Source organism: Roseateles paludis, from assembly GCF_039872745.1.
GTDB lineage: Bacteria > Pseudomonadota > Gammaproteobacteria > Burkholderiales > Burkholderiaceae_C > Pelomonas > Pelomonas paludis.
In genome coordinates this window covers 185,290-209,543 of record NZ_JBDPZD010000003.1, presented here as the reverse complement: position 1 = coordinate 209,543, position 24,254 = coordinate 185,290, and the positions used below count along the sequence as shown (strand labels likewise).

Below are 24,254 nucleotides of genomic sequence, written 5' to 3'. Positions count from 1 at the left end.
ATGACAAGAAGAACCCTCATCGCCCTCGCCGTATCGCTGGCGCTCGCAGCCTGCGCACAAGCGCCGCTGCAAGCGCCCCCATCACCCACCGCGCCTGCCGCCTGGCAGCAAGCACCCGTCACTTCAACCGCCGCCCTCGATGCCCTGGAGACCCCCGAGCTGCGCGCGCTGCTGGCCCGCGCTGACGCCGCCAACCGCGACCTCGCCTCCGCCGCGCTGCGGCTGCGCCAGGCGCAGACCCAGGAGCGCGTGGCCGGCCTGCGCTTCAGCCCGCAAGCCGGGCTCAGCCACAGTGCATCGCGGCCCGTCGAGCCGCAGTCGAGCACGCGCGTGGTCGATGTCGGCGGCGTCGGCGTGCCCGTGACCAGCCAGCAAGGCTGGAGCCGCAGCTACAGCGCCTCGGTCGGCGTGGGCTGGGAGTGGGACGTGTGGGACCGCCTCGCCCAAGGCCGCAATGCCGCCGCCGCGCAGACCGAGGCCGCACAGGCCGACCTGCGCGCCGCCCACGCCCAGCTGCGCCAGCAAGTGGCCGAGCGCTACTGGACGCTGCGTGCCCTGGCCGCCCAGCGCCCGCTCGCCACCCGGCAGCGCGAGCTGGCGCAGGACGTGCTGCAGCGCGTGCGCCTGCGCGTGCAGGAGGGCAAGCTACTGCCCATCGAGGTGGACCGCGCCGCCGCCAGCCTGCAGCAGGCCGAGGTCCGCCTCGCCGACCTGGACGCCGACACGCGCCTGCAACGCCAGCAACTCGCGCTGCTGCTTGACGAGCCCCTGCCCGGCCCCGAGGTCACGAGCACCGCGCTGCTTGAACCCGCGCCCAGCCTGGCCCTGCCCGCACCCGCCGACGTACTGGCCCGCCGCCCCGACCTGCAACGCGCCCGCGCCCTGGTGGACGCTGCCCTGGCCCGGCTGCGCGTCAGCGAGGCCCAGCGCTACCCGCAGCTCTCCTTCAGCGCCAACCTCAGCACCAATGGCAGCCGCGCCAGCGACTGGCTGTCCCAGCCCCTGGTCTCGCTGGCCGGCAACCTGGTCGTGCCCTTGATCGATTGGCAGCGGCTCGACGCCCAGCGCGACAGCGCTCGCACCGAGCTTGAACTCGCGGCCCTGCAGTTGCGCGACACCGTGGCGCGCAGCGTGGTCGAGGTCGAGGCCCTGCTCGTCGAAGGCCAGCGCCTGCGCGACCAGCAAGCCGCCAACGTGGCACGGCTGCGCGAGGCCACCCAAGCCGCCCGACAGGCCGCGCTGCGCTACGAGACCGGCACCCTCAGCCGTGCCGACTGGCTGCAGCTCGAAGTCGCCCGGCTCGACGCCGAGATCAGCGCCCAGCAGCTGCTGCTGCGCGAGCGCGTGCAGCGCGAGCAACTGGCCCGCGCGCTCGCCCTTTGAGCCCCTGGGCAAGCGCATAAGCATCTGCCAAAGCCTTCGTTGGCGCGCGGGGCGACGACGCCCACACTCCCTCCATCGTCCCCTCGTGGACAGCCTTTGGAAGGAGCCCCCCATGAGCATCACCGCCGTCAACGTTCGCAACCAATTCCGCGGCACCGTCGTCGAAGTCATCGAGGGGCCGGTCGTCTCCGAGGTCGATGTTCGCCTGCCCTCGGGCCAGCTGATCACCTCGGTCATCACGACCCGCTCGGTCAAGGACCTGGCCCTGGCGCCTGGCCGCGAGGTGGTGGCTCTGGTCAAATCGACTGAAGTCTCCATCGCCACCCTCTGAGCGCCTGACTGGAGCTGCGCATGGCCTACCACCTGCCCCGTTTGCTCATCATCCCGGGCCTCAACGACAGTGGGCCCGCGCACTGGCAAAGCTGGCTGCAGCGCCAGCACCGCGACGCCCGCCGCGTGGTGCAGCGCGACTTCAGCCAGCCCGACCTGGCGCGCTGGGCCGAGCGCATCCACAGCACCGTCCAGTCCGCTGGCGAAGGCCCGTGGCTGGCCGTGGCCCACAGCTTTGGCGCTCTGGCCCTGGCCCGCTATCTGGCAGACCACGGCGGCGAGACCATCCAGCAAGCCCTGCTGGTGGCCCCGGCTGACCCCGACCGCTTTGGCCTGGCCGAGCTGCTGCCGCAAGGCCGCCTGCCCATCACCACCCAGCTCATCGCCAGCACCAACGACCCCTGGATGGACCCCGCCACCGCACTGCGCTGGGCGCGGCGCTGGGGCGCGCACCACCGCAACCTGGGCAAGGTCGGGCACATCAATGCCGAGTCCGGCTTCGGCCCCTTCCCACTGGCCCAGCGCTGGGTGGAGTGGCACCGCGCGCGGGCGGCGGCCGAGCAGCGGCATGAGAACGCCAGCTTCCAGGAATGGTCGTTCGGCTACTGACTGCAACGCATTTGCGGGGCGTCTACCCCGCAAATTGCGCATATCGATATCGCCATTGAATCGACGACAAGCCCAGGGTGCCTGCCCACAATCCGGCGCCCATGAACTTCCAACAACTCCGCTCCGTCCGCGAGGCCCAGCGCCGCAACTTCAACCTCACTGAGGTCGCCCAGGCGCTCTTCACCTCGCAGCCCGGCGTCAGCCGCCAGATCCGCGAGTTGGAGGAGGAACTGGGCATTGACCTCTTCGTGCGTGCCGGCAAGCGCCTCACCGGCCTGACCGAGCCCGGCGCCCATGTGCTGCCCATCATCGAGCGCCTGCTGCTGGAGGCCGACAACCTCAAGCACGCCGCTGACGACTTCGCCACCACCGGCAGCGGCCTGCTGCGCGTGGCCGCCACCCACAGCCAGGCCCGCTACGCGCTGCCCCCGGCCGTGCGCGACTTTCGCCTCCAGCACCCCGACGTGAGCCTGCAATTGCACCAAGGCTCCCCGCAGCAGATCGCCCAGTGGCTGCTGCGCGGTGAGGCCGACGTCGGCATCGCCACCGAGGCCCTGGCCCAGTACCCTGACCTCATCGCCCTGCCCTGCTACCGCTGGACCCACGTGGTCATCGTGCCCAAGGGCCACGCGCTGGCCGAGCAGCCGCTGACGCTCGAAGCCCTGGCCCGCGAGCCCATCATCACCTACGAGCCCGGCTACACCGGCCGCTCCCACATCGACGAGGCCTTTGCCGCCGCCGGCCTGCAGCCCCAGATCGCCCTCTCGGCCATGGACGCCGACGTGATCAAGACCTATGTGGAGCTGGGCCTCGGCGTCGGCATCGTCGCCTCCATCGCCTTCGACCCCGAGCGCGACCGCGGCCTGCAAGCCCTCGACGCCCGCCACCTGTTCGCCGACAACATGACCCGCATCGCCGTGCGCCGCAGCGCCTATTTGCGGGACTATGTCTACGCCTTCATCCAGACTTTTGCGCCACCGCTGGTTCGCCAAGCCGTTGAGACAGCGCGAGTGGCTGGCTGACGATCGACCTTTCGGCCTGCGGGTACGTGGCCTTGGTGCTACGGCATCAAAGGGGGAACTTGCAGCGATGACATCCGCGCTGGTTACGCCGCCCGGTGATATGGTGATCATTCACGGTCCACCGAAATCAAGTTTGGCGTCGCAGAACCATGAAGTCGTTCAGTCAGCGGAAAGGACTCAAGCCAATCGCCGAAGTGGCGCAAGTTGGCTCGATGAACGACGTACTCCGCAACGCGCTCTGGAACGCGCTCGACTTCGCGTTCTGGTCGACCGACGGATTCCTCTACGGGCATCATGGTGGCCACGGGGAGATTGAGAACTTCAGCCGCCTGCTTTGGGCGCAATATTTCAAGCAGCCAGTCGATTCGAGGCCTGGTTATGGCTACACCAATCGCGGTCGTCTCATCCTGGATGAGATCCGAAAGTACTACTTTGGCTGTAAGTGGAACGAGGTCTACGACTTCCTCGAGTTCTTGGTACGTGTCTACAGCAAAGAGAAACCTCGTCTCGCCGACTTTCTGAATCGGGTGCTCGAGGGGGAGCTAGCTGGCTACAAGTTCATTGATGGAACGCTTGTAGACATCACTGATCCGCAAGAAAGTCAAATGCTCGCCGAAGCACTGACCGACACGAGGTTCAAGCCGGTTGCCACTCACCTCGAAAGAGCTTTGGGTTTGCTCGCCGATCGCAAGCAGCCCGACTACCGAAACTCCATCAAGGAGTCGATCTCCGCCGTCGAGGCGATGGCTCGAATCGTTTCCGAGAATCCCAAAGCCACCCTAGGCGAAGCGCTGAAGGTCTTGGAGAAGAAGGGCCATCTTCATCCTGCGCTGAAAGACGGCTTCTCCAAGCTGTACGGTTACACGAACGATGATGACGGGATTCGGCATGCCATGCTTGAGGAGCCGAATATCGATCAGTCCGATGCCAGGTACTTCCTGCTTTCCTGTACATCGTTCGTCAACTACCTGAAGGCGAACCTCGCCTAGTGGCGCTTCACGCTTCGCTGGAGGCAATGTGGCTGCTCCGGACCATCGCAACGGCTCAGAAGGGTCCTGCCGGAAATTGCCGGCCGAAAAACTGCTCCAGACGCCGGGCATTCACCCACAGTCGCCATCCTCACGGAATCTGATCCCGAGAGGTCTAGCTACTCTCTGACTGATCAGGCCTGTTGGTCGCCAAGCGCCTGCCGCAGCCCGCGCCATATGCGGTCCCCGCATTTCAAAGCCGGATTCCATTCGTTCTCACTCATGAGACGAATTTCTAGAGTGCAGACATCGGCAACGCATCAAAGATTCCGCCATGTCCCGCACCCTCCGTCCCCTGCAGCTCACCCTCGCTTCACAACGCTTGGCAGGCATCACCCGGTTCGCGGCAACGGTCGTCGCCACATTCGCCGCAGTGGCCGCACTGGCCCTGCCGAGTGCCGCCTCGGCCCAGGCGCTGCTCAACGTCTCCTACGACCCAACGCGTGAGCTGTACCAGGACTTCAACAAGGCCTTCATCGCCCAGTCCAAGACGCCCGTCACGGTGCGCCAGTCGCACGGCGGGTCGGGCAAACAGGCGCGAGCAGTGATCGACGGGTTGGAGGCCGATGTGGTGACGCTGGCCCTGGCCTATGACATTGACGTGCTGGCCGACAAGGGCTTGCTGGCGGCGGACTGGCAAAAGCGCCTGCCCAACAACGCCAGCCCCTACACGTCCACCATCGTCTTCCTCGTGCGCAAGGGCAACCCCAAGCACATCGACGACTGGGCCGACCTGGCGCGCACCGGCATCGACGTCATCACCCCCAACCCCAAGACCAGCGGCGGCGCGCGCTGGAATTACCTGGCGGCCTGGGGCTTTGCGCTCAAGCAGCCGGGCGGCAATGCCGAGTCGGCCAAGGCCTTTGTGAAGCGGGTCTATGCCAACGTCAAGGTGCTGGACTCGGGCGCGCGCGGCGCCACCACCACCTTTGTCGAACGCGGCATTGGCGATGTGTTGATCGCCTGGGAGAACGAGGCCCAGCTGGCCATCAAGGAGCTGGGGCCCACCAAGTTCGACATCGTCACGCCCAAGCTCTCCATCCTGGCCGAGCCACCGGTGGCCGTGGTGGACAAGGTGGCCGCCAAGCACGGCAGCACCGCGCAGGCCCAGGCGTATCTGCAGTACCTGTACAGCCCGGCCGGCCAGGAGATCGCGGCGCGGCACTACTTCCGCCCGCGTGATGCGCAGGTGGCGGCGCGCTATGCCAAGCAGTTTGCGCCGGTCAAGCTCTTCACCATCGACGAGCTGTTCGGCGGCTGGCGCCAGGCGCAGAAGACGCACTTCGACGACGGCGGCGTCTTCGACCAGATCAGCACCAGCATCGGGCGCTGAGCGGCGCCCATACCCGCGCAGGCCGAGCTCTCAGGCCGCCGCCATCGTCACGTGGGCTGGCGTTGGTCGGGGCGCAACGCGCCCTGCCAAAGTGTCGAATTGGTTTACATCTGGCTTGGGGAAGCTGACGGGCCCCGGCATCGACTGCCCGCAACCTGTTGATTGACAAGGGTCGGTGCGCCTGCGACTCCGTATGGCTCATAAATTGCTAATTAGGCATCAGTTATCACACCGCACCGGCAGATATGCCGGATAGCCATCCAACCGGGAGTTAACTGAACATGCGCAACTTTCTCAAAGCCTTGTCCCTAGGCCTGGCCGTCGCCTCAGGTGCTGCATCGGCGGGGCCGACCACGCTCATCTACATCAACAGCAGCAGTGGCGATCTGTACTCATACGACTCGGCCAACGCCTACGCCGAAACCCTGATCGCAACGGGAGCTGGCGCGTACAGCATTTCCTCTGGCCCAGCGGCCAATACCTTGTACATCCAAGGTGTGGGCGCTAGCCTGTCAACCTATAACCTCGTGACGAATACGCAAACCGCCGTTGGTGGCAGCGTGCCAGGCAACGCACTGGGCGAAGGCCGGGATGGCCTGCTCTATGCCGGCAGTGGCACGTCGCTGTACAGCGTCAATCCGCTAGACGGCGCTTCAACGCTCATTGGCGGTGGCGCCTGGAGCTATGCGGGCGATATTGCGGTCGATCCAACTGCCCTGTTGGACATGTACGGTGCGGTCGCCACTGGCGGTGGCGTGGCCTTGGTCAAGATCAACAAGGCGACTGGTGCGCAAACGCTGATCGGCAACTTTGGCGTGAGTGGCTCGATCTTCGGCCTCGGCTTCGCGCTGGACGGCACGCTGTTCGCGACAGGCCCCGATGCCCTCGGTGGCAGCGGCATCTACACAGTGGACAAGTCGACCGGTGCCGCGAGCTTGGTGCATTCGCTGCGTTATGAGGCCTTCGACATGGCGACCCAGCCTTTCGAAACGAAAGAACCCAACCCCGTGCCGGAACCCGCTTCTCTCGCTCTCGTTGGGTTGGCGCTGCTGGGTATGGCTGGCGCACGCCGACGCCGCCAGAGCTGAGCCCGCAGGTCAACGCATCTTCAAAGCCCCGTCGCGCTCGCTGCGCGGCGGGGCTTTTGCTATCCAGATCAGCGCGTCCAGCGCTCCGTCACAGCCTTGACGCGCTCGCCAAAGGCGCGGGCGGTGGCCAGGTCGCCGGGCACCATTTCGTCGGCCGAGGCGTCGCTCGGCGTCTGGGTGATGAGGCCGGCGTAGCCGCCGAGGTTGTTGATGTCGTCGCGCGTGGCAGCCTTGTGGTTGGGGGCCTTCATGCCCATGCCCACCCAGATCATTCCGTGCTGCTGGCTCAGGGTGTGCAGGTACTGCATGGTGCCCTGCTTGTCGCCATTGAGGGTGGCGGAGTTGGTGAAGCCTGCGGCGATCTTGTCCTTCCAGGCCTGGGCGTACCAAGGCTTGCTGGAGGCATCGGCGAAGCGCTTGAACTGCCAGCTCGGGCCGCCCATGTAGGTGGGCGTGCCGAAGACGATGGCGTCGGCTGCCGCGAGGGTGGCCCAGTCGGCATCGCTCAGGGTGCCTTCGGCATTGATGGGCAGCAGCTGCGCGCCGGCCGCAGTGGCCACGGCCTCGGCGACCTTGGCGGTATGGCCGTAGCCGGAGTGGAAGAGAACGACGATCTTGCTCATGAGGGAACTCCTGTTGAATGAGGGGCGGTGTCAGGCACCGAGGTCGAAAACGAGCACTTCGGCGTCCTGGCCGCCGGAGACGCTGATGAGAGAGGTCTCGCTGAGCTGCAGCGCATCACCGGCGGCCAGACGCTGGCCGTTGACGGTGAGGCTGCCGCGCGCGAGGTGCACATAGGCCAGGTGGCCGGCGCTCAAGGCCAGCTCGGCCTGCTCGTCACCATTAAACAGCCCGGCGTACATGCGGGCGTGGGCGTGGATGGACAGCGAGCCCTCGGCCCCATCGGGCGAGGCCACCAGGCACAGGCGGCCGCGCTTGCGCTCGGGTCCGAAGTGCTGCTGCTCGTAGCGCGGCGCCACGCCGGCGGTGTGGGGCTGGATCCAGATCTGCAGCAGGTGGCAGGTGTCCTGCAGCGAGGGGTTGACCTCGCTGTGCATCACGCCGGTGCCGGCGCTCATGCGCTGCACGTCGCCCGCCTGGACCAGGCCCTGGTGCTCGCCGGAGCTGCCCATCCGATCCCGATGCGCCAGCGTGCCGGCGAGCGGGTAGGTCAGGATCTCCATGTCGCGGTGCCCGTGCATGCCAAAGCCGGTGCCGGGCGCGATCAGGTCGTCGTTGATGACGCGCAGCGGCCCGAAGCCCATGCGCTGCGGGTCGTGATAGTCCGCGAACGAGAAGCTGTGGAAGGACTTCAGCCAACCGTGATCGGCGTGGCCGCGCTGGGAGGAGGAGATGAAGGTTTGCATGGCCGAGATCTTGGGGCTGGGCCCGATCCCGACCATGCTGGCGCCGTTGACGGCGCCGTTCAATTCATTCGAATGGGCTCAGCCTTCAATCGCCCTTGAAGCCGCTGGCCTTGACCAGGGCCGCCCAGCGCGGGGCCTCGCTGCGCAGCATCTGCTCGGTTTCAGCGCGCGAGGTGCCCAGCACGCGGAAGCCCGCCTCCTGCAGCTTGGTCTTGGTGGCTGGGTCCTGCAGGGCGGCCACGGCTTGGCGGTTCAGCTGGTCCAGCACGGCGGCCGGCGTGCCATGCGGCGCAAACAGCGCGAACCAGGCCGAGAAGTCGATCTTGGGCAGGCCCAACTCGGCAAAGGTGGGGACGTCGGGCAGCACAGGCGAACGCGTGGCACTCGTGGTGGCCAGCGCGCGCATCTTGCCGCCCTTGATCTGCGCGGCGCCGAGGGCCGTGGAGACGAAGGACGCGGCCACCTCGCCGGCGACGATGGCGGTCACCGCGTCGCCGGTGGCCCGGTAGTGCACGGGCTCGACGGCAAAGCCACCGGCCTCGGCCAGCATCTCGGCGCCAAAGTGGCCCGGCGTGCCGGCGCCAAAGGTGGCCAGGTTGACGCGCTTGCCGCCCGTGCCATTGGCCTTGGCGAACTTCAAGAAGTCGGCAAAGCTGGCGTAGGGCGCATTGACGGGCACGACGAGCACGAAGTCCGAGCGCACCAGCTCGCTGACGCCGACCAGCTCCTTGGCCGGGTCATAGGGCAGCTTGGTGAAGGCCGGCGGGGCGATGCTGATGGAGCCCACCTCGCCAATCAGCAGGTTGTAGCCATCGGCGGGGCTCTTGGCCACGGCCTGCGCGGCGATCTGGCCGCCGGCACCGGCACGGTTGTCGATCACGACCTGCTGCTTGAGCAACTCGCCCAGCTTGGCGCCGACGAGGCGCGTCACCACGTCGGGGCCGGTGCCGGGCGGGAAGCCGACGAGCAGCTTCACCGGACGTTCCGGCCAAGTCTGCGCCTGGGCCGCCAGCGGGGCCAGGCCCAGGGCGGGCAACAGCGAGAGCAGGTCACGGCGGCGAGGCAGGCGAGTGGTCATGGGCAGGCCTTTCGGGGCAGCTTGTTGAGGCGGCGCAGTGTCGCCAGCACGGGCCGGCGGCGCTGTCATCCGTGAGGACGACAGGCCCGCCTGGCGGCCCCGGCGCTGGCTACAGTGCGCCGCGCCATGACGCACAACTGCCCTCGCCGGATCTCAGTGCGGACCTCAGTGCCTAAGCGCCTGGGCCTGCCCAAAGCGCGCAAACAGCTCGCTGCGGAAGTGCAGCCCGAGGCGCGCAAAAGCGCGGGCGCGGTAGGTCTTGACGGTAGGCACGGTGAGCCCCAGGTCGGCGGCAACACCGTCATAGGTCCAGCCCCGCAGCAGCCGCTCGCAAACATCCAGCTCGCGCGCCGTCAGCGCGGGGGCGGCCGCCAGCATGGCCGCGCGTGGCGACGGGGCCTGGCTGCGTTCGTGCCGCAAGCTCAGGTGCCGCCGCACCGACTGGAACAGCAACGGCGCCATGGCCTGGAAGCGTTCACGCTCGGCCGCCGTGAACGGGCCTTGCGGCTCGTGGTGGTAGAGGTTGACGGCGAGCAGAGCCCCGCATTCGTCCTGCGCGGCCACGGACAGCCGCTCCAGCACCTGGTGCGCCCGGTAGATGGCCTCGCGGTGCTCACGGTTGGGCGCGGCGTCGGCATGCATGGTCGTGACCATGGGGCCACCGGCGCGCTGGCGGCGCACGCGGTCGAAGCTGCTATCGCGCAGGTACAGGCCCCCGGCATAGGCCTCGAAGCAAGCGGCCGTGCGGTCGGGGCCGGCATCGGCATGCGTGCTGGACAGGTGCATCACCGGCGCGCAGCCCGGCTGCAGCTCATAGACCGACCACGAGGCGGCACGAATCGCCGGCTGCAGCGCAGCCAGCGCGCGGCCGGCAAAGTCAGTGCGGCCCAACGCATCGATCACGCCACAAAGGCTGGCGGCGGTGGCGGCATGCATTCCGTTCAACTCCTGAAAAGTCGCCACATCTTGCCTTTTGCATGGCGCCTGCCCACTAGGACCAACCCATGACCAGCCCGGACAGCTTCTTTGACGCCCCCTTCCCGCCCGCCCCGGTGCTGGAGCCCTTTGCGCGCATCCGCTGCGCGGTGAGCCCGCTGGTCAGCCTAGGCAGCGCGCCGCTGGGCGAACGCCGCTACGTGCCCCTGGCTGGGGGCGAGGTGCGCGGCCCGGGCTTGAGTGGCCGCATCGTTGAAGGCGGCGTGGACTGGCAGATTGCCCGCGCCGACGGGGTGCTGGAGATCGACGCCCATTACGTGATCGAGGCCAATGACGGCGCCCGCATCGAGGTGCGCAGCCAGGGCCTGCGCCACGGCCCGCCCGAGGTGATGGCCCGCCTGGCGCGCGGCGAGGACGTGCCTGCCAGCGACTACTACTTCCGCACCGTGGTGCGGCTCACCACCGGCGCGCCGGCCTGGGCGCACCTGAACCGGCAGTTGCTCATCTCGGTGGGCTGCCGGCAGGCCAGCAGCGTGCTGCTGTCGCTCTACAGCCTGAGCTGACACACGGCAGTGGCCAGCCCATAGACTTGGGCGCATGGCCGCCCCCACAGACAAACGCCGCGCGCTGACCCCTGACGCGCTGTCCATGATCGACACCATCGCCCGCACCGGCAGCTTTGCGGCCGCTGCGCGCGACATGGGGCGCGTGCCCTCGGCGCTGACCTACTCGGTCCGCCAGCTCGAAGACGCGCTCGACGTGCTGCTGTTTGACCGCAGCTCCCGCCAGGCGGTGCTGACCCGTGCCGGGCAGGAGTTGCTGCTCGAAGGCCGCCGCCTGCTGCAGGAGCTGGACGCCGTGGCCAACCGCGTGCGCCGTGTGGCCACCGGCTGGGAGAGCGAGTTCACCATCGCCATGGACGACTCGCTGGCCCGCCGCGCGATGTTCGACCTGATCGACGCCTTCTACGCCCAGCGCATCGACGGCGAGGCGCCGCCCACGCGCATCCGCTTCCGCACCGAGGTGCTGGCGGGCACCTGGGAAGCCCTGCTGCACGGCCAGGCCGACCTGGCGCTCGGCGTCACCAGCCAGCTCAGCGATGCCCATGTGCGCTGCGAGCCGATGGGCCAGGTGGACTTTGTCTTTTGCGTGGCGCCGCACCACCCGCTGGCCGCGCTGCCGGGGCCGCTGTCGGCGGCCGAGATTGCCCCGCACCGCATCGTGGCCGTGGCCGACACGGCCCGCCAGATCGAGGCACTGACCGTGGGCATCGTGCCGGGCCAGGACGTGCTGACCGTGCCCTCGCTGGCCGCCAAGCTGGAAGCCATCATGCGCGGCCTGGGCTGCGGCCGCCTGCCCGCTGCCATGGTGCGCCGCCACATCGAGGCCGGCCGCCTGGTGACGCAGGAGACCGACCTGAGCCACCGCCCCAACCCCGTCTACTACGCCTGGCGCGAGAGCCCGCAGACCAGCGGCAAGGCCCTGGCCTGGTGGCTGGCGCAACTGGCCAGCCCGGTCACGCGCCGCGCGTTGATCGAGCAGCACGAGGGCCTTCTCCTCTGATGTCCAGCTACATCGGCCGGTTTGCCCCCTCGCCCACCGGCCCGCTGCATGCCGGCTCGCTGGTGGCGGCGCTGGCCAGCTGGCTCGATGCGCGCGCCCATGGCGGCCAGTGGCTGGTGCGCATCGAGGACGTGGACGGGCCGCGCTGCCCGCCGGGCGTGGACGCTTTGATCCTGCAACAGCTCGAGGCCCTGAGCCTGCGGCCCGACGCACCGCCTGTCTGGCAGTCGCACCGCGGCAGCCACTACGAAGCCGCCCTGCGGCGCCTGATCGACGCCGGCCAGGCCTACGGCTGTGCCTGCACGCGTGGCGAGATCGCCAGCGCTGCTGGCCCACGCCAGCGGCACGGCGAGCTGGTCTACCCCGGCACTTGCCGGAACGGCACGAACGGCCGCCCCGTGCGCGCCTGGCGCTTCAGGGTGGACGGCCGCATCGACTGGCAGGACCGCCGCCTCGGCCCCCAGACGCAGGACCTCAGCTCTGAGGTCGGCGACTTCGTCCTCAAGCGCGCCGACGGCCTTTGGGCCTACCAACTGGCCGTGGTGGTGGACGACGCCGAGCAAGGCGTCACCGACATCGTGCGCGGCGAGGACCTGGCCGACAACACGCCACGCCAGATCGCGCTGCAGCGCGCCATGGGGCTGCCGCTGCCGCGCTATCTGCACACGCCGCTGGTGCTGGCCGCAGACGGGCAAAAGCTCTCCAAGCAGAACGGTGCCGCCGCGCTGGACCTGGCCGACCCGGCCGCGCGCCTGCGCGAGGCGGCGGCAGCGCTGGGCTTGCGCGTCGAGGCAGTCTTAGCAGCTGACCTGCTGGCGCAGGCCCTGGCGCAGTGGCGTGCTCAGTTCAAGCTGCCGTCGGGGCCGACGTAGCGGTCGTAAGTCGCCACCTCATCGGGCGCGGGGCGCTCGAAGCGGTGCCCCAGCTTCACCAGGATCTCGCTGGCCAGGACCTCCGCATGCGGCCCGCCACGCGCTTGGACCCGGCGGACCAGCTCGTCGAGCGGGGCATCGACGAAATGCAGCTCCACCGCCGCACCCGCAGCCCGGGCGGCATCCCGAATGGCGTCCCGCTCCGGCCGCGACCAGGTGGCGAACTCCGCGATCACAGACACGCCGGCCTTCAGCAATTGCTCCGCATGCCGGATCAGATGGGGTTCGAAGCGGAAGCGCGGCGGGTAGTCCACCAGGCTGATCCCGAGGGCTTCCAACCACTCGTCGGTGCACAGGCGGATGGCTCGGCTGTCGGTCTCGGCAATCGCCTGGGAGCGCGTCGTCTTGCCCGCGCCCGGAAGGCCGCACAGGAGATACAGGCGAGAAGGGTTCATTGGGGCGAAGGGTCAGCATTGGTGGTCGCCCATTACATCGCAGCCGGTTCGGCGGGCCTCAAGCGGAAGGCGACAATCGGCCCTTTCAAGACACCGAGGATCTCGCATGAACACCACGCCCAGCGGACTGCAGTTTGAAGACACCACCGTCGGCGACGGCAAGCTGGCCCAAGCCGGCCAGGACGTCTCGGTCCACTACACCGGCTGGCTGTTTGTCGATGGCAAGCGCACCACCAAGTTCGACTCCAGCCTTGACCGCCGCGAGCCCTTCGAGTTCGAGCTGGGGGCTGGCATGGTCATCAAGGGCTGGGACGAAGGCGTCCAGGGCATGAAGATCGGCGGCAAGCGCACGCTCGTGATCCCGCCGGGCCTGGGCTATGGCGCGCGCGGCGCGGGCGGCGTGATCCCGCCCAATGCCACGCTGTGCTTCGAGGTCGAGCTGCTGGGCGTGTCCGGCGGCCCCGAGCCCGTGAGCCTCAATCTCACGCAAACGGCCAGCGGCCTGCAGTTTGACGACCAGGTCGTCGGCGACGGCGCCGAGGCCCAGGCCGGCCAGCGCGTGCAGGTGCACTACACGGGCTGGCTCTTCAAGGATGGCCTGCGCGGCAAGAAGTTTGACTCCAGCAAGGACCGCGGCCAGCCCTTCCGCTTCCGCCTGGGCGGCGGCGAGGTCATCCAGGGCTGGGACGAAGGCGTGCAGGGCATGAAAGTGGGGGGCCGGCGCATGCTGGTCCTGACGCCCGAACTCGGCTATGGTGCCTACGGCGCGGGCGGCGTGATTCCGCCCAATGCCACGCTGCTGTTCGAGGTCGAACTGCTGGGCGTGTAAACCGCCTGTCACGCCGGCCTGCTCCCATCGTCCTTCGCACTGGAACTCGCCCATGGACACCGCCGCTCACCAACAGCTGCTCGAAGACCAACGCCGTTTCCAACGCGTTGAATTCTTCCTCGTGCCCGAAGAGGGCGACTATTTGCCGGTCTGGGTGTTCAAGCCGCGCGAGCTGGCCAATGAGCGGGGCGGCGTGGTGGTGAACATCAGCGAAGGCGGCCTGCAGGTGATGACAGGTGCGGCGCCCCCGCTGTCGGCTGGCCAGTACGAGCTGCGCCTGCTGATCGGTGAGGACGAGGGCGAGCCGCTCTTCAAGGGCGCGGTGCGCCAGGTCTGGCAACGGGGCCTGTCTGACACCGCGCAGCTGGGTGGCTTCGAGTTTGTGGAGCCCAATTCGCTGGCCGAGGAATTCCTGCTGCGCCAGACCACCAATGTGCAAGAGCGCCAGTGGGTGCGCTGCGTGCTGGTGCCCATCCACTGAGGACGGGCGCAGCGGTCAGCGCCGGCTTTCAGACCCCACGATCGGCTCATCCAGGAAGCTGGCCAGCGCCGACTGGCTCCACCACGGCATCAGGCGGGAATCGACGTTGTCGCCCGTGGCTTGCACCGGCCGGCCTGAGAGCCAGGCCTTGAGTCGGTCCAGCGGCATGGGCCGCGAGATCAAGTAGCCCTGCACCTCGTCGCAGCGCATCTTGCGCACCGCCGCCAGTTGGATGTCGTCCTCGACCCCTTCGGCCACGGTGCGCATCCCGAGGGCGCGGGCCATGTGGACGATGGTGTCCACGATGGCGTGGGCATTGGACTGCTCGCCCAGCGAGTGGATGAAGGAGCGGTCGATCTTGAGCGTGTGGAAGGGGAAGGCGCGCAGATACGCGAGGGACGAATACCCGGTGCCGAAGTCATCGAGCGCCACGCGCACACCCACCTCGCGCAGCGCGTGCAGGCGCCGGATGGCGCCGCGGGCGTCGTCCAGCATCACGGACTCGGTGACCTCCAGCTCCAGGCGCTCGGGCGGCACGCCGGCCTCGGCCAGCACGCGGCGCACCCGCTCCGGGAAGTCGGCCTCCATCAGCTGCAAGGGCGAGACATTGACGGCCACGGTCAGGTTGGGCAGCTCGCGGGCCGCGCGGGCGGCCTCGCGCAGCGCCAGCTCGCCCAGCTCGTTGATGAAGCCGCAGCGCTCGGCGGCCGAGATGAACTCGCCCGGTGACACCGTCCCGAGGCTCGGGTGGTTCCAGCGCATCAGGGCTTCGACGCCGATGGTGCGCAGCGTCAAGGCCTCGGCCTTGGGCTGGAAGTGCAGATGGAACTGGCCATTGCGCAGCCCATCGCGCAGCGCCACCTCGATCTGACTCATGCGCCGGCTGGCCTCGCCCAGCGCCGGGCCATAGACCACGGCGCGGCCTCGGCCGGCACGCTTGGCGTCGTAGAGCGCCAGGTCAGCGTTGACGAGCAGGCTCTCCAGGTCGTGCACGGTCACGTCCAGCGGCGCCAGGCCCACGCTGGCGCCCACGTGCAGGCGCTTGCCGCGCACATGCACGGGGGTGCTGAGCTGGTCGATCAGCTCCTGCGCGCGGTCCATGGGCGGGCCCTGGTCGCCATGGCAGATGCAGAGCATCGCAAACTCGTCGCCCCCGAGCCGCGCGGCCAGGTCGCCCGGCACGGTCTGGGCGCTCAGGCGCAGCCCCACCTCGCGCAGCACCTCGTCGCCAAAGGTGTGGCCAAAGGTGTCGTTGATCAGCTTGAAGTGATCCAGGTCGATGGACATCAACCAGCCCTTGCGGCCCGCCGCCAGCGCGGCCTGGGCCGCCTGCAGCAGGCTGCGGCGGTTGGCCAGGCCGGTGAGTCCATCTTGCTCGGCCTGCACGCGCAACTGCTGCTCGAAGCGGTGGGACTCGGTCACGTCTGAGATCACGCCGCGCCAGCCCACGGTGCGCTGCCCGTCGCCATGGATGGGCCGCGCGCTCAGCGTCCACCAGCGGGCGGCTTCGCCTTCGCCGATCTGCACCTTCATGTCGCGGAACCAATGGCCCATGGCCCAGGTGGCCACCAGGGCGCTCGCGTCCTTGGCGTACAGCCTGAACCAGTGCGGGAAGCGCACGTCGTCGACGCGGTGCCCGACGTCCACAAAGAAGGACTCCAGGCGCGCCGAGCGCCGCACCAGATGCCCCTTGGCGTCGCACTCCCAGAGCGCGTCGCTGGCGTTGTCCTCAAAGTCGCGCAGCAGCAGCGACACCACCTGGCGCTGCCGCTCCTGCTCGCTGCGCGCGCGGCGCAGCTCCAGGCTCTGGCGGCAGATGGCGAGCGCGGCAGCCACCACCACGAAAGAGTAGGCCACCATCAGGCCGCAGACCGGCCAGAACATCGCGTTGCCAGTGCGCAGCATGGCGCCTAGGGCGCCCAGGCACACCAGCGCCACAAAGGCCACGCTGGCCCAGGGCAAGGTGGCCAGCGCCAGGCCGCCAGCGGCCAGGATGCCCGTCACCAGGCCCGCGATCATCACTTGCACGGGCCCCGGCGCGCCGGGGAAGAAGAGCAAGGGCGCGGCGCCCCAGCCCAGGCCCATCAAGACCCCATGCCAGGTGGCGCGGTGCATGGTGCGGATCGAGGCCTGCTGGCGCTGCCGCTTGCGCGCCAGCCACCAGCCCCGCAGTCCCAGCAAGCTGCCCAGCACCAGGCAGGTGGCCCAGCCCAGCAAGGGCCAGTTGCCGCCCTGCCACAGCACCCAGAACGTCAGCGACACCGCCAGCACATTGGCCAGCATCAGCGCCGGGCTCAGGCGCAGCACCTGCGTCAGATGCGCAGCGCGCAGCCGTGCCATGTCGGCACCCGCATCCGAGTACAAATGGAAGACGGAACGCCACCCGCTATCAGGTGCGCCCGTCATCGGCCGGCCCCACGCATGAGTCCCCCTCGCTTGGAAGACCCATATTACGAAGTGGTTACAGCAAAAGACAGGCGCCCCCCGGGCCTGAGCCGGGCAGCGGGCAGCATTAGTTCACACCGGCCCAGGCAGGCTGCTGTGCACGGTGCCCTGCCACCAGGGGTGGAGCCGGGAGTCGATGCTGTCGGTGATCAGGCCTTCGTGCTGGCCGTCGAGCCAGCTCTTGAGTGAGCCCAGCGACAGCGGCCGCGACACCAGATAGCCCTGGACTTCATCGCAGTGCATGGCGCGCACCGCCGCCAGTTCGATGTCGCCCTCGACGCCTTCGGCCACGGTACGCATACCCAGGGCGCGGGCCATCTGCACGATGGTGTCGATGATGGCGTGCGAGTTGGCCTGCTCGCCCAGCGACTGCACGAAGGAGCGGTCGATCTTGAGTGTGTCGAAGGGGAAGGAGCGCAGGTAGGCCAGCGACGAGTAGCCGGTGCCGAAGTCATCGAGCGCCACACGCACGCCCAGCTCGCGCAGCGCATGCAGGCGGCGCAGGGCCTCGCGGGCGTCGTCGAGCATCACCGACTCGGTCACCTCCAGCTCGATGCGGGCTGGCTCCACACCCACTTCCTTGAGGATGCCGGCGACGATGCTGGTGAAGTCGGACTCCATCAGCTGCAGCGGCGACACATTGACCGCCACGACGAGGCCATCCAACTGCTTGGCCGCCAGCGCCGCCTCGCGCAGGGCCAGCTGGCCCAGCTCGTGGATCATCCCGCAGCGCTCGGCCGCCGAGATGAACTCACCCGGCGCCACCGTGCCCAGCTTGGGGTGGTTCCAGCGCATCAGCGCCTCCACGGCCACGGGGCGCATGGTCTTGGCATCCACCTTGGGCTGGAAGTGCAGGTGGAACTGACCCGCCTTGAACGCCCCACGCAGCGCCAGCTCGATCTGGCTCAAGCGGCGGCTTGCATCGCCCAGCGCCGGGCCATAGACCACGGCGCGGCCCCGGCCCACGCGCTTGGCGTCGTAGAGCGCGAGGTCGGCATTGATCAAGAGCTCTTCCAGGCTGCGGATGCTGGTGTCCAGCCGCGACAGGCCCACGCTCGCGCCCACATGCAGGCGCTTGGCGCCCACGTGGATGGCGCTGCTGAGGTCGCCGATCAAGGCCCGCGCGCGGTCCAGCGGCGGCGCATCGCCCGGTGCGCTCAGGCACAGCAGCGCAAACTCGTCACCGCCCAGGCGGGCTGGCAGGTCATGCCCCTGCACATGCTTGCGCAGGCGGCGTGCCACCTCGCGCAGCACCTCGTCACCCACCGAGTGCCCCGAGGTGTCGTTGATGAGCTTGAAGTGATCGAGGTCGATGGACAGCATCCAGCCGTGCTGGTTCTGCAGCAGGGCCGTTTGTGCAGCGCGCAGCAGGCTGCGGCGGTTGGGCAGGCCGGTCAGCGCGTCCTGCTCGGCCTGCTGGCGCAGTTGGTCTTCAAAGCGGTGGGCATCGCTGATGTCGGAGATCACGCCGCGCCAGCGCTGCGGCTCGGCCTCGCTGACGGGCCGCGCACTGATCTGCCACCAGCGCGCACCCTCGCCACGCCCGATCTGCAGCTTCAGGTCCCGAAACGGGCGGCGCAGCGCCCAGGCCGCCAGCAGCGCTGCGGCCTCGGGCGAATGCTCTTTGAGCCAGTGCGGGAAGCGCACCTGGTCCAGCGGCTGGCCCACGGCCTGGAACAGGGCTTCGAGCCGCGGCGAGCGGCGGATCAGCACGCCCTCGCGGTTGGTCTCCCACAACGCATCGCTGGCGTTGTCTTCAAAGTCGCGCAGCAGCAAGGACACCACCTCGCGCTGCCGGTCCACCTCGTCGCGCGAGCCGCGCAGCGCCAGCATTTGCCGGCAGTTGGTGAAGGCCGCGCCCAGCACCACCAGCGCATAGCCGATGAAGAGCAAGGCGATCAGGCCATTGACCCAGCCGCCGATCCTGAACATCGCCACCACCACCCCGAGCGTGATGGTGCCGACATAGCTCACGCTGGACCACGGCATGGGCGCCAGCGCAATGCCGCCCGCCCCCACCATGCCGGTGATGAAGGCCGCCAGCAGCATCTGCAAGCCACCGCCCTCAGGCACCCAGATGGCAGCAGCTGCGCCCCAGACCGCGCCCAGCAGGGCCGAATGCTTGGTGCCATGGTGGAAGGTGCGCACCGACACCCGCTCCACCTCACGCCGGCGCCACAGCCACCAGGCCCGCATGCCCAGAAAGACCACGCCGCCCAAGGCCAGCAACCAGCCGGTCATCACCGGCGTCCAGGGCAGGCCGTGGACCAGGCAGACAAGGCCGGCCGAGAGCACGTTCAGCGCCATCAGCGCCGGGCTCAGGCGAACCACCTGATCGAGGTGCGCCGCACGCAAGCGCCCGCAATCCATCTCTTCGTTGGCCGGCGTGCCGGCATACAGGCAAAAGCCTGTCCGCCAATCACCGTCGCAAGCTGACCGCGCCATCAAATGCCGCCTTCCAGGATGAAGCCACCAGGAAAACCTTCATCCTAGGAGGGCATCCGGCCCCTTCACGCGGCGGGCCCTGGCGCGCGCCCAGCCCCGGCGCGCATTCGTTCACGGCCGGCGCGCGGCCGGAGTGCTCAGGCGTACTCGCTGACCTCGGGCCGGCGCACCAGCACGCCAATCGGCGGTGCCCAGCGCTCGCCGCGCGGCTTCTTGCTGGTCACGAGCGTGATCTCGCTCGGCTCGAAGACCTCGACGTTGTGCGTGATCGGCGTGGTCAGCAAATACTGCGCGCGGGTACTGCGCAGGAAGTGGCCGACCAGCTGGATGTTGCGCACGTCCAGGTGAGCAAAGGGTTCGTCGATGAAGACGAAGCCGCCGGGCGTCTCGTCGTCCTTCATCAGGCCGACGAGCAGGATCAGGCTCTTGAGCACCTGCTGGCCGCCCGAGGCCTCGCCGTCGTTGAGGCCGACCTCGCCCTTGCCGTCGAAGTTGAACTTGACGACCAGCCCGGCCTGCGAGAGCACGATGTCGTCGTTCTCCAGGTGAGGCAGCACAGCCTCGGCGGTGGTGCCGGCCAGTTCACCCAGCTCGGCCACGTTTTTCTTGTAGCGGCGCGTGGTGGCGCGCAGCACGTCGATGTAGCGCTCGCGGGCATTGAAGGCGGCCACGCGGGCCAGCTCGTTGCTGGCGCGGCGGTCGCTGAGCTGGGCGCTCTGGTCGTTGACCTGGGCGGCCATGCGGGCGTGGCGGTCGATGACCTGGGCGTCCTGCTCCCAGGGGCCGGCTTCCAGCTCCTGGTCCACATGGTGGGCGCGGATCTCGGCCTGGCGGGCGTTCTCGAACTCCTCACGCAGCGCGGCCAACGCGCGGGCGCTGACCCAATTGCCCGGGAAGCGCGCCTTGGCCTCGCGCGAGGCGCGGGAGGCGTCGCGCAGGGCCTGGCGCCGCGCTTCGTGCTCGCGCAGGCGGCCGGCTGCGGCACCCTCGCCGTCCTTGAGGCCCAGCTGCGCGGCCTCGTAGGCCTGCTCGCTGCGGCTCACCTCGCGCACGGCGCGGTCGTGCTCGGCATCGAGCGCAGCCATGCGGGTGGCGGCTTCGATGCGGGCCTGCTTGAGGGCCGGCCAGCGGCTGCGGTTCTCGGCAAAGCTGTCGGCGCGCTCGGCCAGCTCTTGCGCGGCCTTGTGGCCCTGGGCGGCGCGCTGCACGTCCTTGAGCTGGCGCTCGACCTCGGCTTGCGCCTTGGCGATGCGGGTCAGCTCGTGGTCCACACGCGCAGCCTCGGCGTCGAGCGAGACGCGGCGGGATTCGAGCGCGGCCGTGCCGAACTGGTGATCGCGTGGCTCCACGAAGACGCTGCGGCCACCGCGGCCGTCGCGGTAGTAGGCGTCTGCAGTGATCCACTCGCCTCCAGAGCGAGCGCCCTCTTCCGTCGACGCCACGCACTGGATGCTGGCGAGTTGGCGCGCGAGCCAACTGGGCAGCGGCGCGCTGACCTTGAGCGCGGCCAGCACCGAGCCCGCCGGGGCTGAGGTGACACGCGCGCTGTCGGCCACCACGTAGTGGCGGTAGCGCAGCTTGGCGGCGATGTCGAAGGCGCGGGCTTCGTCGGCCCGGTTCTGCAGCACGACGACCCAGCGCGAGGGGCGCAGCAGGCCCTCGGCGGCGGCGCGCCAGGCTTCGTCGGCGATGTCGATGGCGTCGGCCACCAGGTGGTGGGCGATGCCGGCTTCTTCGAGCGCGCGGCGCAGCTGCGGCACTTCGGGCGGCGGCGGGGGCAGCTTGTTGCCCGAGAGCTCGCCCAGCAGGCGCTGCACGTGGGCGGCCTTGTCGCTGGCCCGCGTGTAGTCGCCACGCAGCTGGTCACGCTCGGCGGCCAAGGCTTGCAGGCGCTCGGTCAGCGCGGCGCCGTCGGATTCGACATTGGCCAACTGGCGCAGCTCGTCCTCCTGCTTGGCCAGCAGCTCGGCGGGGCGCTCGGCGTCGCGCGCGGCATCAAAAGCGCTGCGTGCCTCGCGTCGCTCGGCATCGAGCTGCGTCAGGCGCGTGCGGGCGGCCTCCTGTGCGGTGAAGAGGCCATGCAGCGCCGCGCGGCGCTCGGACATCGCAGCGGCATCGGCCGCGCTGAAGAGACGCTGGCGGTGCAGCTCACGCGCCTCGCGCGCCAGGCGCTCGCGGGTCTCGGCCCACTGCAGCACGGGCAGCACCTCGGTGGCGAGGCGCTCGCGCTCCTGGATCTTGAGTTGGTACTGCCGGTAGTTGGTGACGCGGTTGGCCAGGTCGGACAGCTGGGCTTGGGCGTGGGCCAGCTCGCCCGCCGCCTGCTCCACCTCGCGCGAGAGCTGCTCCTGGTGGCTGCGGGCCTGCTCGTAGCGGTCCAGCACCTCCTGGTCGCCAAACACTTCAAAGACCAGGCGCAGCAGCTCGCGCGGGCTCAGCTCGCAGAGGCGGTCGGTCTGGCCCTGCTCCAGCGCCAGCACGCGGCCGATGGCGCGGGTCAGGCCAGCGGCTTCGAGCCGGCGCTTCCAGGCCTCGACGCCCAGCCAGTCCTTCTCGCCGCGCTCCGCGATCTGCTCGATCTCATGCGCACCGTCGAGGATCAGGTAGCGGCGCACCCAGTCGCCGCCATGGCGCTCGATGCGGCAGACCAGGGTGACCTGGTCGGCATACAGCAGGGACGACGAGAACGGCCGGCTGCTGTTCTGGCGCGTGCGCGGGCGGTTGTCCACCAGGGCGCGCAGCCAGGCAGTCTCGGCATTGGCGTGGCGGGCGTAGGTCTTGTAGGTGCGGCCGCCCGAGCACTCCAGGCCCAGCAGGGTGCGCAGGGCGTCGAGCAGGGTCGTCTTGCCCGAGCCATTGGGGCCGGCGATGGTGATGATGGCGCCGTCCAGCGGCAGGGTCACGCGCTGGCAGTAGTCCCAGTGCAGCAGTTCAAGGGTTTGCAGGTGGAACATCAGTCGTCCAGCGCTTGTTGTTCTTCTGGTTCAGCCGGTTCGGCAGGTCGGGCCACCGGGTGGCCGGCACGGGCCAGCACGTCGGCCAGGGAGCCATCGAGCACACGCGCCGCCAGTTGGTCGTAGTCGATCAGCAGGTCCAGCAGCGGGCCTTCGGTGATGTCCTCGCCCTTGCGAGTGATGAAGCCGTGGCGCTCCAGCAGGCGCAGATTGGTGTCCATGCGCAGCTTCTTGCCGAGCTGGTCGCCAAAGTCGGCCAGCAGGCTGCGGTAGCTGACCAGGGGCGACACGCTGGCCGCCGGCGGCAGCGGCTTGTCGCTGGCAAACATCTCACCTTGGCCGGCATGCAGCGCATCACTGCGCGCCACCTGGCGTTGCCGCTTGGGCAGCACGATCAGGCTCCACAGCACCACCAGCAAGGCCACGCCGTCGCGCGGCAGGTCGAGGTTGTTGTTGGCGGCCAGGCCTTGCTCGCCAAACACCGCGCGCTCGGCGGGGCGCAGCAGCGCTGTGGCGATGTGGTCGGCGTGGACGTTGTCCACCACCTTCATGCCGACGGCAGCCAGGCGCTGGCCCAGGGCCTCCCACAGCTCGCGGTCGATCAGGGCCTTGCGCACCAGCGGGTGGTTGCGCGGCAGCCAGCGGCGGGCCAGCAGTTGGGCGGCCAGCAGGGCCGCCTCGTCCATGGGAGCACTCATTCGTTGTTGTCGCTTTGGATCAAGAGACCATGGCTCATCCAGGCCACGTGCGGGTCATTCACTTCGCTCTGCTCGGCCGACCAGCGCACCCGCCAGGGCTGGCGCGCCATGTCGCCGGTGGCGCCCTTGAGGTGGCGGGCCTGGGTGTCGCCCAGCAGCGGCAGCAACTGCGCGCGGTAGGCCGAGCGGGCATAGCTGCCGCCCAGCACGGCGGGGCCGAGCTCGCGCTGCTTCTCGCCGGCCGCGCGCCAGGTGTCGAGCAAGGCGCGCATCTGCGCCATCTCGGGCGGCAGCTCCATCACGCCCAGCTCGCCCGGTGGTGCGGCCATGCCGGCGGGCAGCGCACCAGGCTCGGCGGCCACGGGCCGCACGCGCTCGAACTCACCCTCGGCCATGTCGAAGAGCTCGTGCTGCGAGACCAGCACCGGGTGCACCGGGCGCTCCCACAGGCCGTCGAGCAAGCCGGCCAGGTCAGGCTGATGCTGCAGCCAGCGGCGCACATCGGTGGTGGTGATGCCGGTGGAGCCGAGCGTGACTCGCTGGCGGTCGGCCTGCTGCAGCGCGCGGTTGAACTGGCTGGCCATGGCCAGCAGCCGGGCCTGCGCCAGGCCCAGCTCGCGCGCTAGGCGCTCCAGCCGCGCCTCGCCGGCCTCCTCGGCCTGAACCATGATGGCGCCCAGCGCCTCGCTGGCCCGGTCCACCAGGGTCAGCGCCTTCTCAAAGCGCTCGCGCGCCCGGCGCAGCGCAAACTCGCTGCCGCTGGCAATGGCGTCGGCAAACTCGTCATAGAGGCGCGCCAGTTGGGCCAGCAGGTGCTGCAACTGCGCCGGCTGCAAGGTGCCGAGTTGATGCGCGCCAGCCACGCCGGCCAGCAGCGAGGCCAGGTCGCCATCCGCCGCCGGGCCTTGCGTGAAGGGCGCAAGCATGCCCACCAGCTGCTGCGCCAGCGGCGTGACGGTGTAGGTCTGGCCCGAGGGCTCCCAGGCCAGCAGCTCGGCCTCACGCAGGCGCTTGAGCACCAGCTCCAGGGCCTCGTCCTTGAGCACATGGAAGTGCCGGTTGAGCGTCTCACGCGTGAGGCGCGATTCGGTCAGCCCCAGGATCTCCAGGAACACCCAGAGCCGCAGGCGCACCAGGGCCGCCGGCCCGTGGAAGAGCGCGCGCTGGGCGGCGAGCAAGGCCTCGTGGCGATCCAGCTGCCACCACAGCAGGGCCTCCTGCGGGACGCTCTGGTCGCGAAAGAAATCTTCAACCCGGCCAGCTTCGTCGGGCTCGGGGATCTGGGGCGTCTCGGACATCGGGCGGCGATTATCCCGGCTGCACCCCAGCCGCCCGGCC

22 protein-coding genes and 1 pseudogene are annotated in these 24,254 nt (G+C 69.2%); 13 read left to right on the top strand and 10 right to left on the bottom strand.

The annotated features are described in order from the left end of the window. From ABDJ85_RS12230 to ABDJ85_RS12200, 7 genes are all read left to right on the top strand, one after another. Nucleotides 1-1,383, top strand: a complete 1,383-nt coding sequence (locus tag ABDJ85_RS12230; protein WP_347705060.1) for a TolC family protein — start codon at nt 1-3, stop codon at nt 1,381-1,383. A 112-nt stretch (nt 1,384-1,495) separates the two neighbouring features. Next, the gene (locus tag ABDJ85_RS12225) at nt 1,496-1,714 is read left to right on the top strand and encodes a TOBE domain-containing protein (RefSeq protein ID WP_347705059.1); all 219 of its coding nucleotides are present in this window, start codon (nt 1,496-1,498) and stop codon (nt 1,712-1,714) included. A gap of 20 nt (nt 1,715-1,734) precedes the next feature. Beyond that, entirely contained in the window at nt 1,735-2,322 is a 588-nt protein-coding gene (locus ABDJ85_RS12220; protein WP_347705058.1) for an RBBP9/YdeN family alpha/beta hydrolase, read from the top strand. 101 nt (nt 2,323-2,423) lie between these two features. Next, entirely contained in the window at nt 2,424-3,344 is a 921-nt protein-coding gene (locus ABDJ85_RS12215) for a CysB family HTH-type transcriptional regulator (RefSeq protein WP_347705057.1), read from the top strand. Between the two features lie 149 nt (nt 3,345-3,493). Continuing rightward, entirely contained in the window at nt 3,494-4,333 is an 840-nt protein-coding gene (locus ABDJ85_RS12210) for an AbiJ-NTD4 domain-containing protein (protein WP_347705056.1), read from the top strand. 313 nt (nt 4,334-4,646) lie between these two features. Beyond that, nucleotides 4,647-5,705: a sulfate ABC transporter substrate-binding protein gene (locus ABDJ85_RS12205; RefSeq protein ID WP_347705055.1), complete on the top strand. Its 1,059-nt coding sequence runs from the start codon at nt 4,647-4,649 to the stop codon at nt 5,703-5,705. A gap of 281 nt (nt 5,706-5,986) precedes the next feature. Next, nucleotides 5,987-6,793 carry a PEP-CTERM sorting domain-containing protein gene (locus ABDJ85_RS12200; protein ID WP_347705054.1) on the top strand — a complete coding sequence of 269 codons (807 nt, stop codon included), beginning with the start codon at nt 5,987-5,989 and terminating at the stop codon, nt 6,791-6,793. Between the two features lie 68 nt (nt 6,794-6,861). Here the strand turns inward: ABDJ85_RS12200 and ABDJ85_RS12195 are convergent, their stop codons facing one another. From ABDJ85_RS12195 to ABDJ85_RS12180, 4 genes are all read right to left on the bottom strand, one after another. Next, a complete protein-coding gene (locus ABDJ85_RS12195) occupies nt 6,862-7,416 on the bottom strand; it encodes a flavodoxin family protein (RefSeq protein ID WP_347705053.1) in 555 nt (184 codons plus the stop codon). Nucleotides 7,417-7,446: 30 nt separating this feature from the next. Next, nucleotides 7,447-8,160 carry a pirin family protein gene (locus tag ABDJ85_RS12190; RefSeq protein ID WP_347705379.1) on the bottom strand — a complete coding sequence of 238 codons (714 nt, stop codon included), beginning with the start codon at nt 8,158-8,160 and terminating at the stop codon, nt 7,447-7,449. Nucleotides 8,161-8,245: 85 nt separating this feature from the next. Next, nucleotides 8,246-9,238 carry a Bug family tripartite tricarboxylate transporter substrate binding protein gene (locus tag ABDJ85_RS12185; protein WP_347705052.1) on the bottom strand — a complete coding sequence of 331 codons (993 nt, stop codon included), beginning with the start codon at nt 9,236-9,238 and terminating at the stop codon, nt 8,246-8,248. A 165-nt stretch (nt 9,239-9,403) separates the two neighbouring features. Beyond that, nucleotides 9,404-10,174 (bottom strand): helix-turn-helix transcriptional regulator, encoded by a 771-nt coding sequence (locus tag ABDJ85_RS12180; RefSeq protein WP_347705051.1) that lies wholly within the window; start codon nt 10,172-10,174, stop codon nt 9,404-9,406. A gap of 68 nt (nt 10,175-10,242) precedes the next feature. Between ABDJ85_RS12180 and ABDJ85_RS12175 the strand changes: the two genes are divergently transcribed. Genes ABDJ85_RS12175 through gluQRS form a run of 3 tightly spaced genes read left to right on the top strand, consistent with a single transcriptional unit; the run spans nt 10,243 to nt 12,609 of the window. After that, nucleotides 10,243-10,737 (top strand): DUF3237 domain-containing protein, encoded by a 495-nt coding sequence (locus tag ABDJ85_RS12175; RefSeq protein WP_347705050.1) that lies wholly within the window; start codon nt 10,243-10,245, stop codon nt 10,735-10,737. Nucleotides 10,738-10,771: 34 nt separating this feature from the next. Then, entirely contained in the window at nt 10,772-11,737 is a 966-nt protein-coding gene (locus ABDJ85_RS12170) for a LysR family transcriptional regulator (RefSeq protein ID WP_347705049.1), read from the top strand. Then, nucleotides 11,737-12,609: a tRNA glutamyl-Q(34) synthetase GluQRS gene (gene gluQRS / locus ABDJ85_RS12165; protein WP_347705048.1), complete on the top strand. Its 873-nt coding sequence runs from the start codon at nt 11,737-11,739 to the stop codon at nt 12,607-12,609. Before ABDJ85_RS12170 ends, gluQRS begins: the two co-directional genes overlap by 1 nt. Here the strand turns inward: gluQRS and ABDJ85_RS12160 are convergent. Continuing rightward, complete coding sequence (locus tag ABDJ85_RS12160) at nt 12,579-13,064, bottom strand: P-loop nucleotide/nucleoside kinase family protein (protein WP_347705047.1); 486 nt, start codon at nt 13,062-13,064, stop codon at nt 12,579-12,581. The genes gluQRS and ABDJ85_RS12160 overlap by 31 nt on opposite strands. Nucleotides 13,065-13,170: 106 nt before the next feature. Here ABDJ85_RS12160 and ABDJ85_RS12155 point away from each other — a divergent pair. The 3 genes and pseudogenes from ABDJ85_RS12155 to ABDJ85_RS12145 form a co-directional block, all read left to right on the top strand. Continuing rightward, nucleotides 13,171-13,515, top strand: a pseudogene (locus ABDJ85_RS12155) (FKBP-type peptidyl-prolyl cis-trans isomerase); the annotation flags it as partial. Between the two features lie 18 nt (nt 13,516-13,533). Further along, the gene (locus tag ABDJ85_RS12150; RefSeq protein ID WP_347705378.1) at nt 13,534-13,893 is read left to right on the top strand and encodes an FKBP-type peptidyl-prolyl cis-trans isomerase; all 360 of its coding nucleotides are present in this window, start codon (nt 13,534-13,536) and stop codon (nt 13,891-13,893) included. A gap of 52 nt (nt 13,894-13,945) precedes the next feature. Continuing rightward, complete coding sequence (locus ABDJ85_RS12145; protein WP_347705046.1) at nt 13,946-14,374, top strand: PilZ domain-containing protein; 429 nt, start codon at nt 13,946-13,948, stop codon at nt 14,372-14,374. Nucleotides 14,375-14,389: 15 nt separating this feature from the next. Here the strand turns inward: ABDJ85_RS12145 and ABDJ85_RS12140 are convergent, their stop codons facing one another. From ABDJ85_RS12140 to ABDJ85_RS12120, 5 genes are all read right to left on the bottom strand, one after another. Next, a complete protein-coding gene (locus ABDJ85_RS12140) occupies nt 14,390-15,907 on the bottom strand; it encodes a putative bifunctional diguanylate cyclase/phosphodiesterase (RefSeq protein WP_430765548.1) in 1,518 nt (505 codons plus the stop codon). A 984-nt stretch (nt 15,908-16,891) separates the two neighbouring features. Further along, nucleotides 16,892-19,264, bottom strand: a complete 2,373-nt coding sequence (locus ABDJ85_RS12135) for a putative bifunctional diguanylate cyclase/phosphodiesterase (protein ID WP_347705044.1) — start codon at nt 19,262-19,264, stop codon at nt 16,892-16,894. A 137-nt stretch (nt 19,265-19,401) separates the two neighbouring features. Next, nucleotides 19,402-22,218, bottom strand: a complete 2,817-nt coding sequence (locus tag ABDJ85_RS12130) for an ATP-binding protein (protein ID WP_347705043.1) — start codon at nt 22,216-22,218, stop codon at nt 19,402-19,404. Then, the gene (locus ABDJ85_RS12125; protein ID WP_347705042.1) at nt 22,218-22,916 is read right to left on the bottom strand and encodes a hypothetical protein; all 699 of its coding nucleotides are present in this window, start codon (nt 22,914-22,916) and stop codon (nt 22,218-22,220) included. Before ABDJ85_RS12125 ends, ABDJ85_RS12130 begins: the two co-directional genes overlap by 1 nt. Then, a complete protein-coding gene (locus tag ABDJ85_RS12120; protein ID WP_347705041.1) occupies nt 22,913-24,214 on the bottom strand; it encodes a hypothetical protein in 1,302 nt (433 codons plus the stop codon). The genes ABDJ85_RS12125 and ABDJ85_RS12120 overlap by 4 nt, the downstream gene beginning before the upstream one ends. Nucleotides 24,215-24,254: the final 40 nt, after the last annotated feature.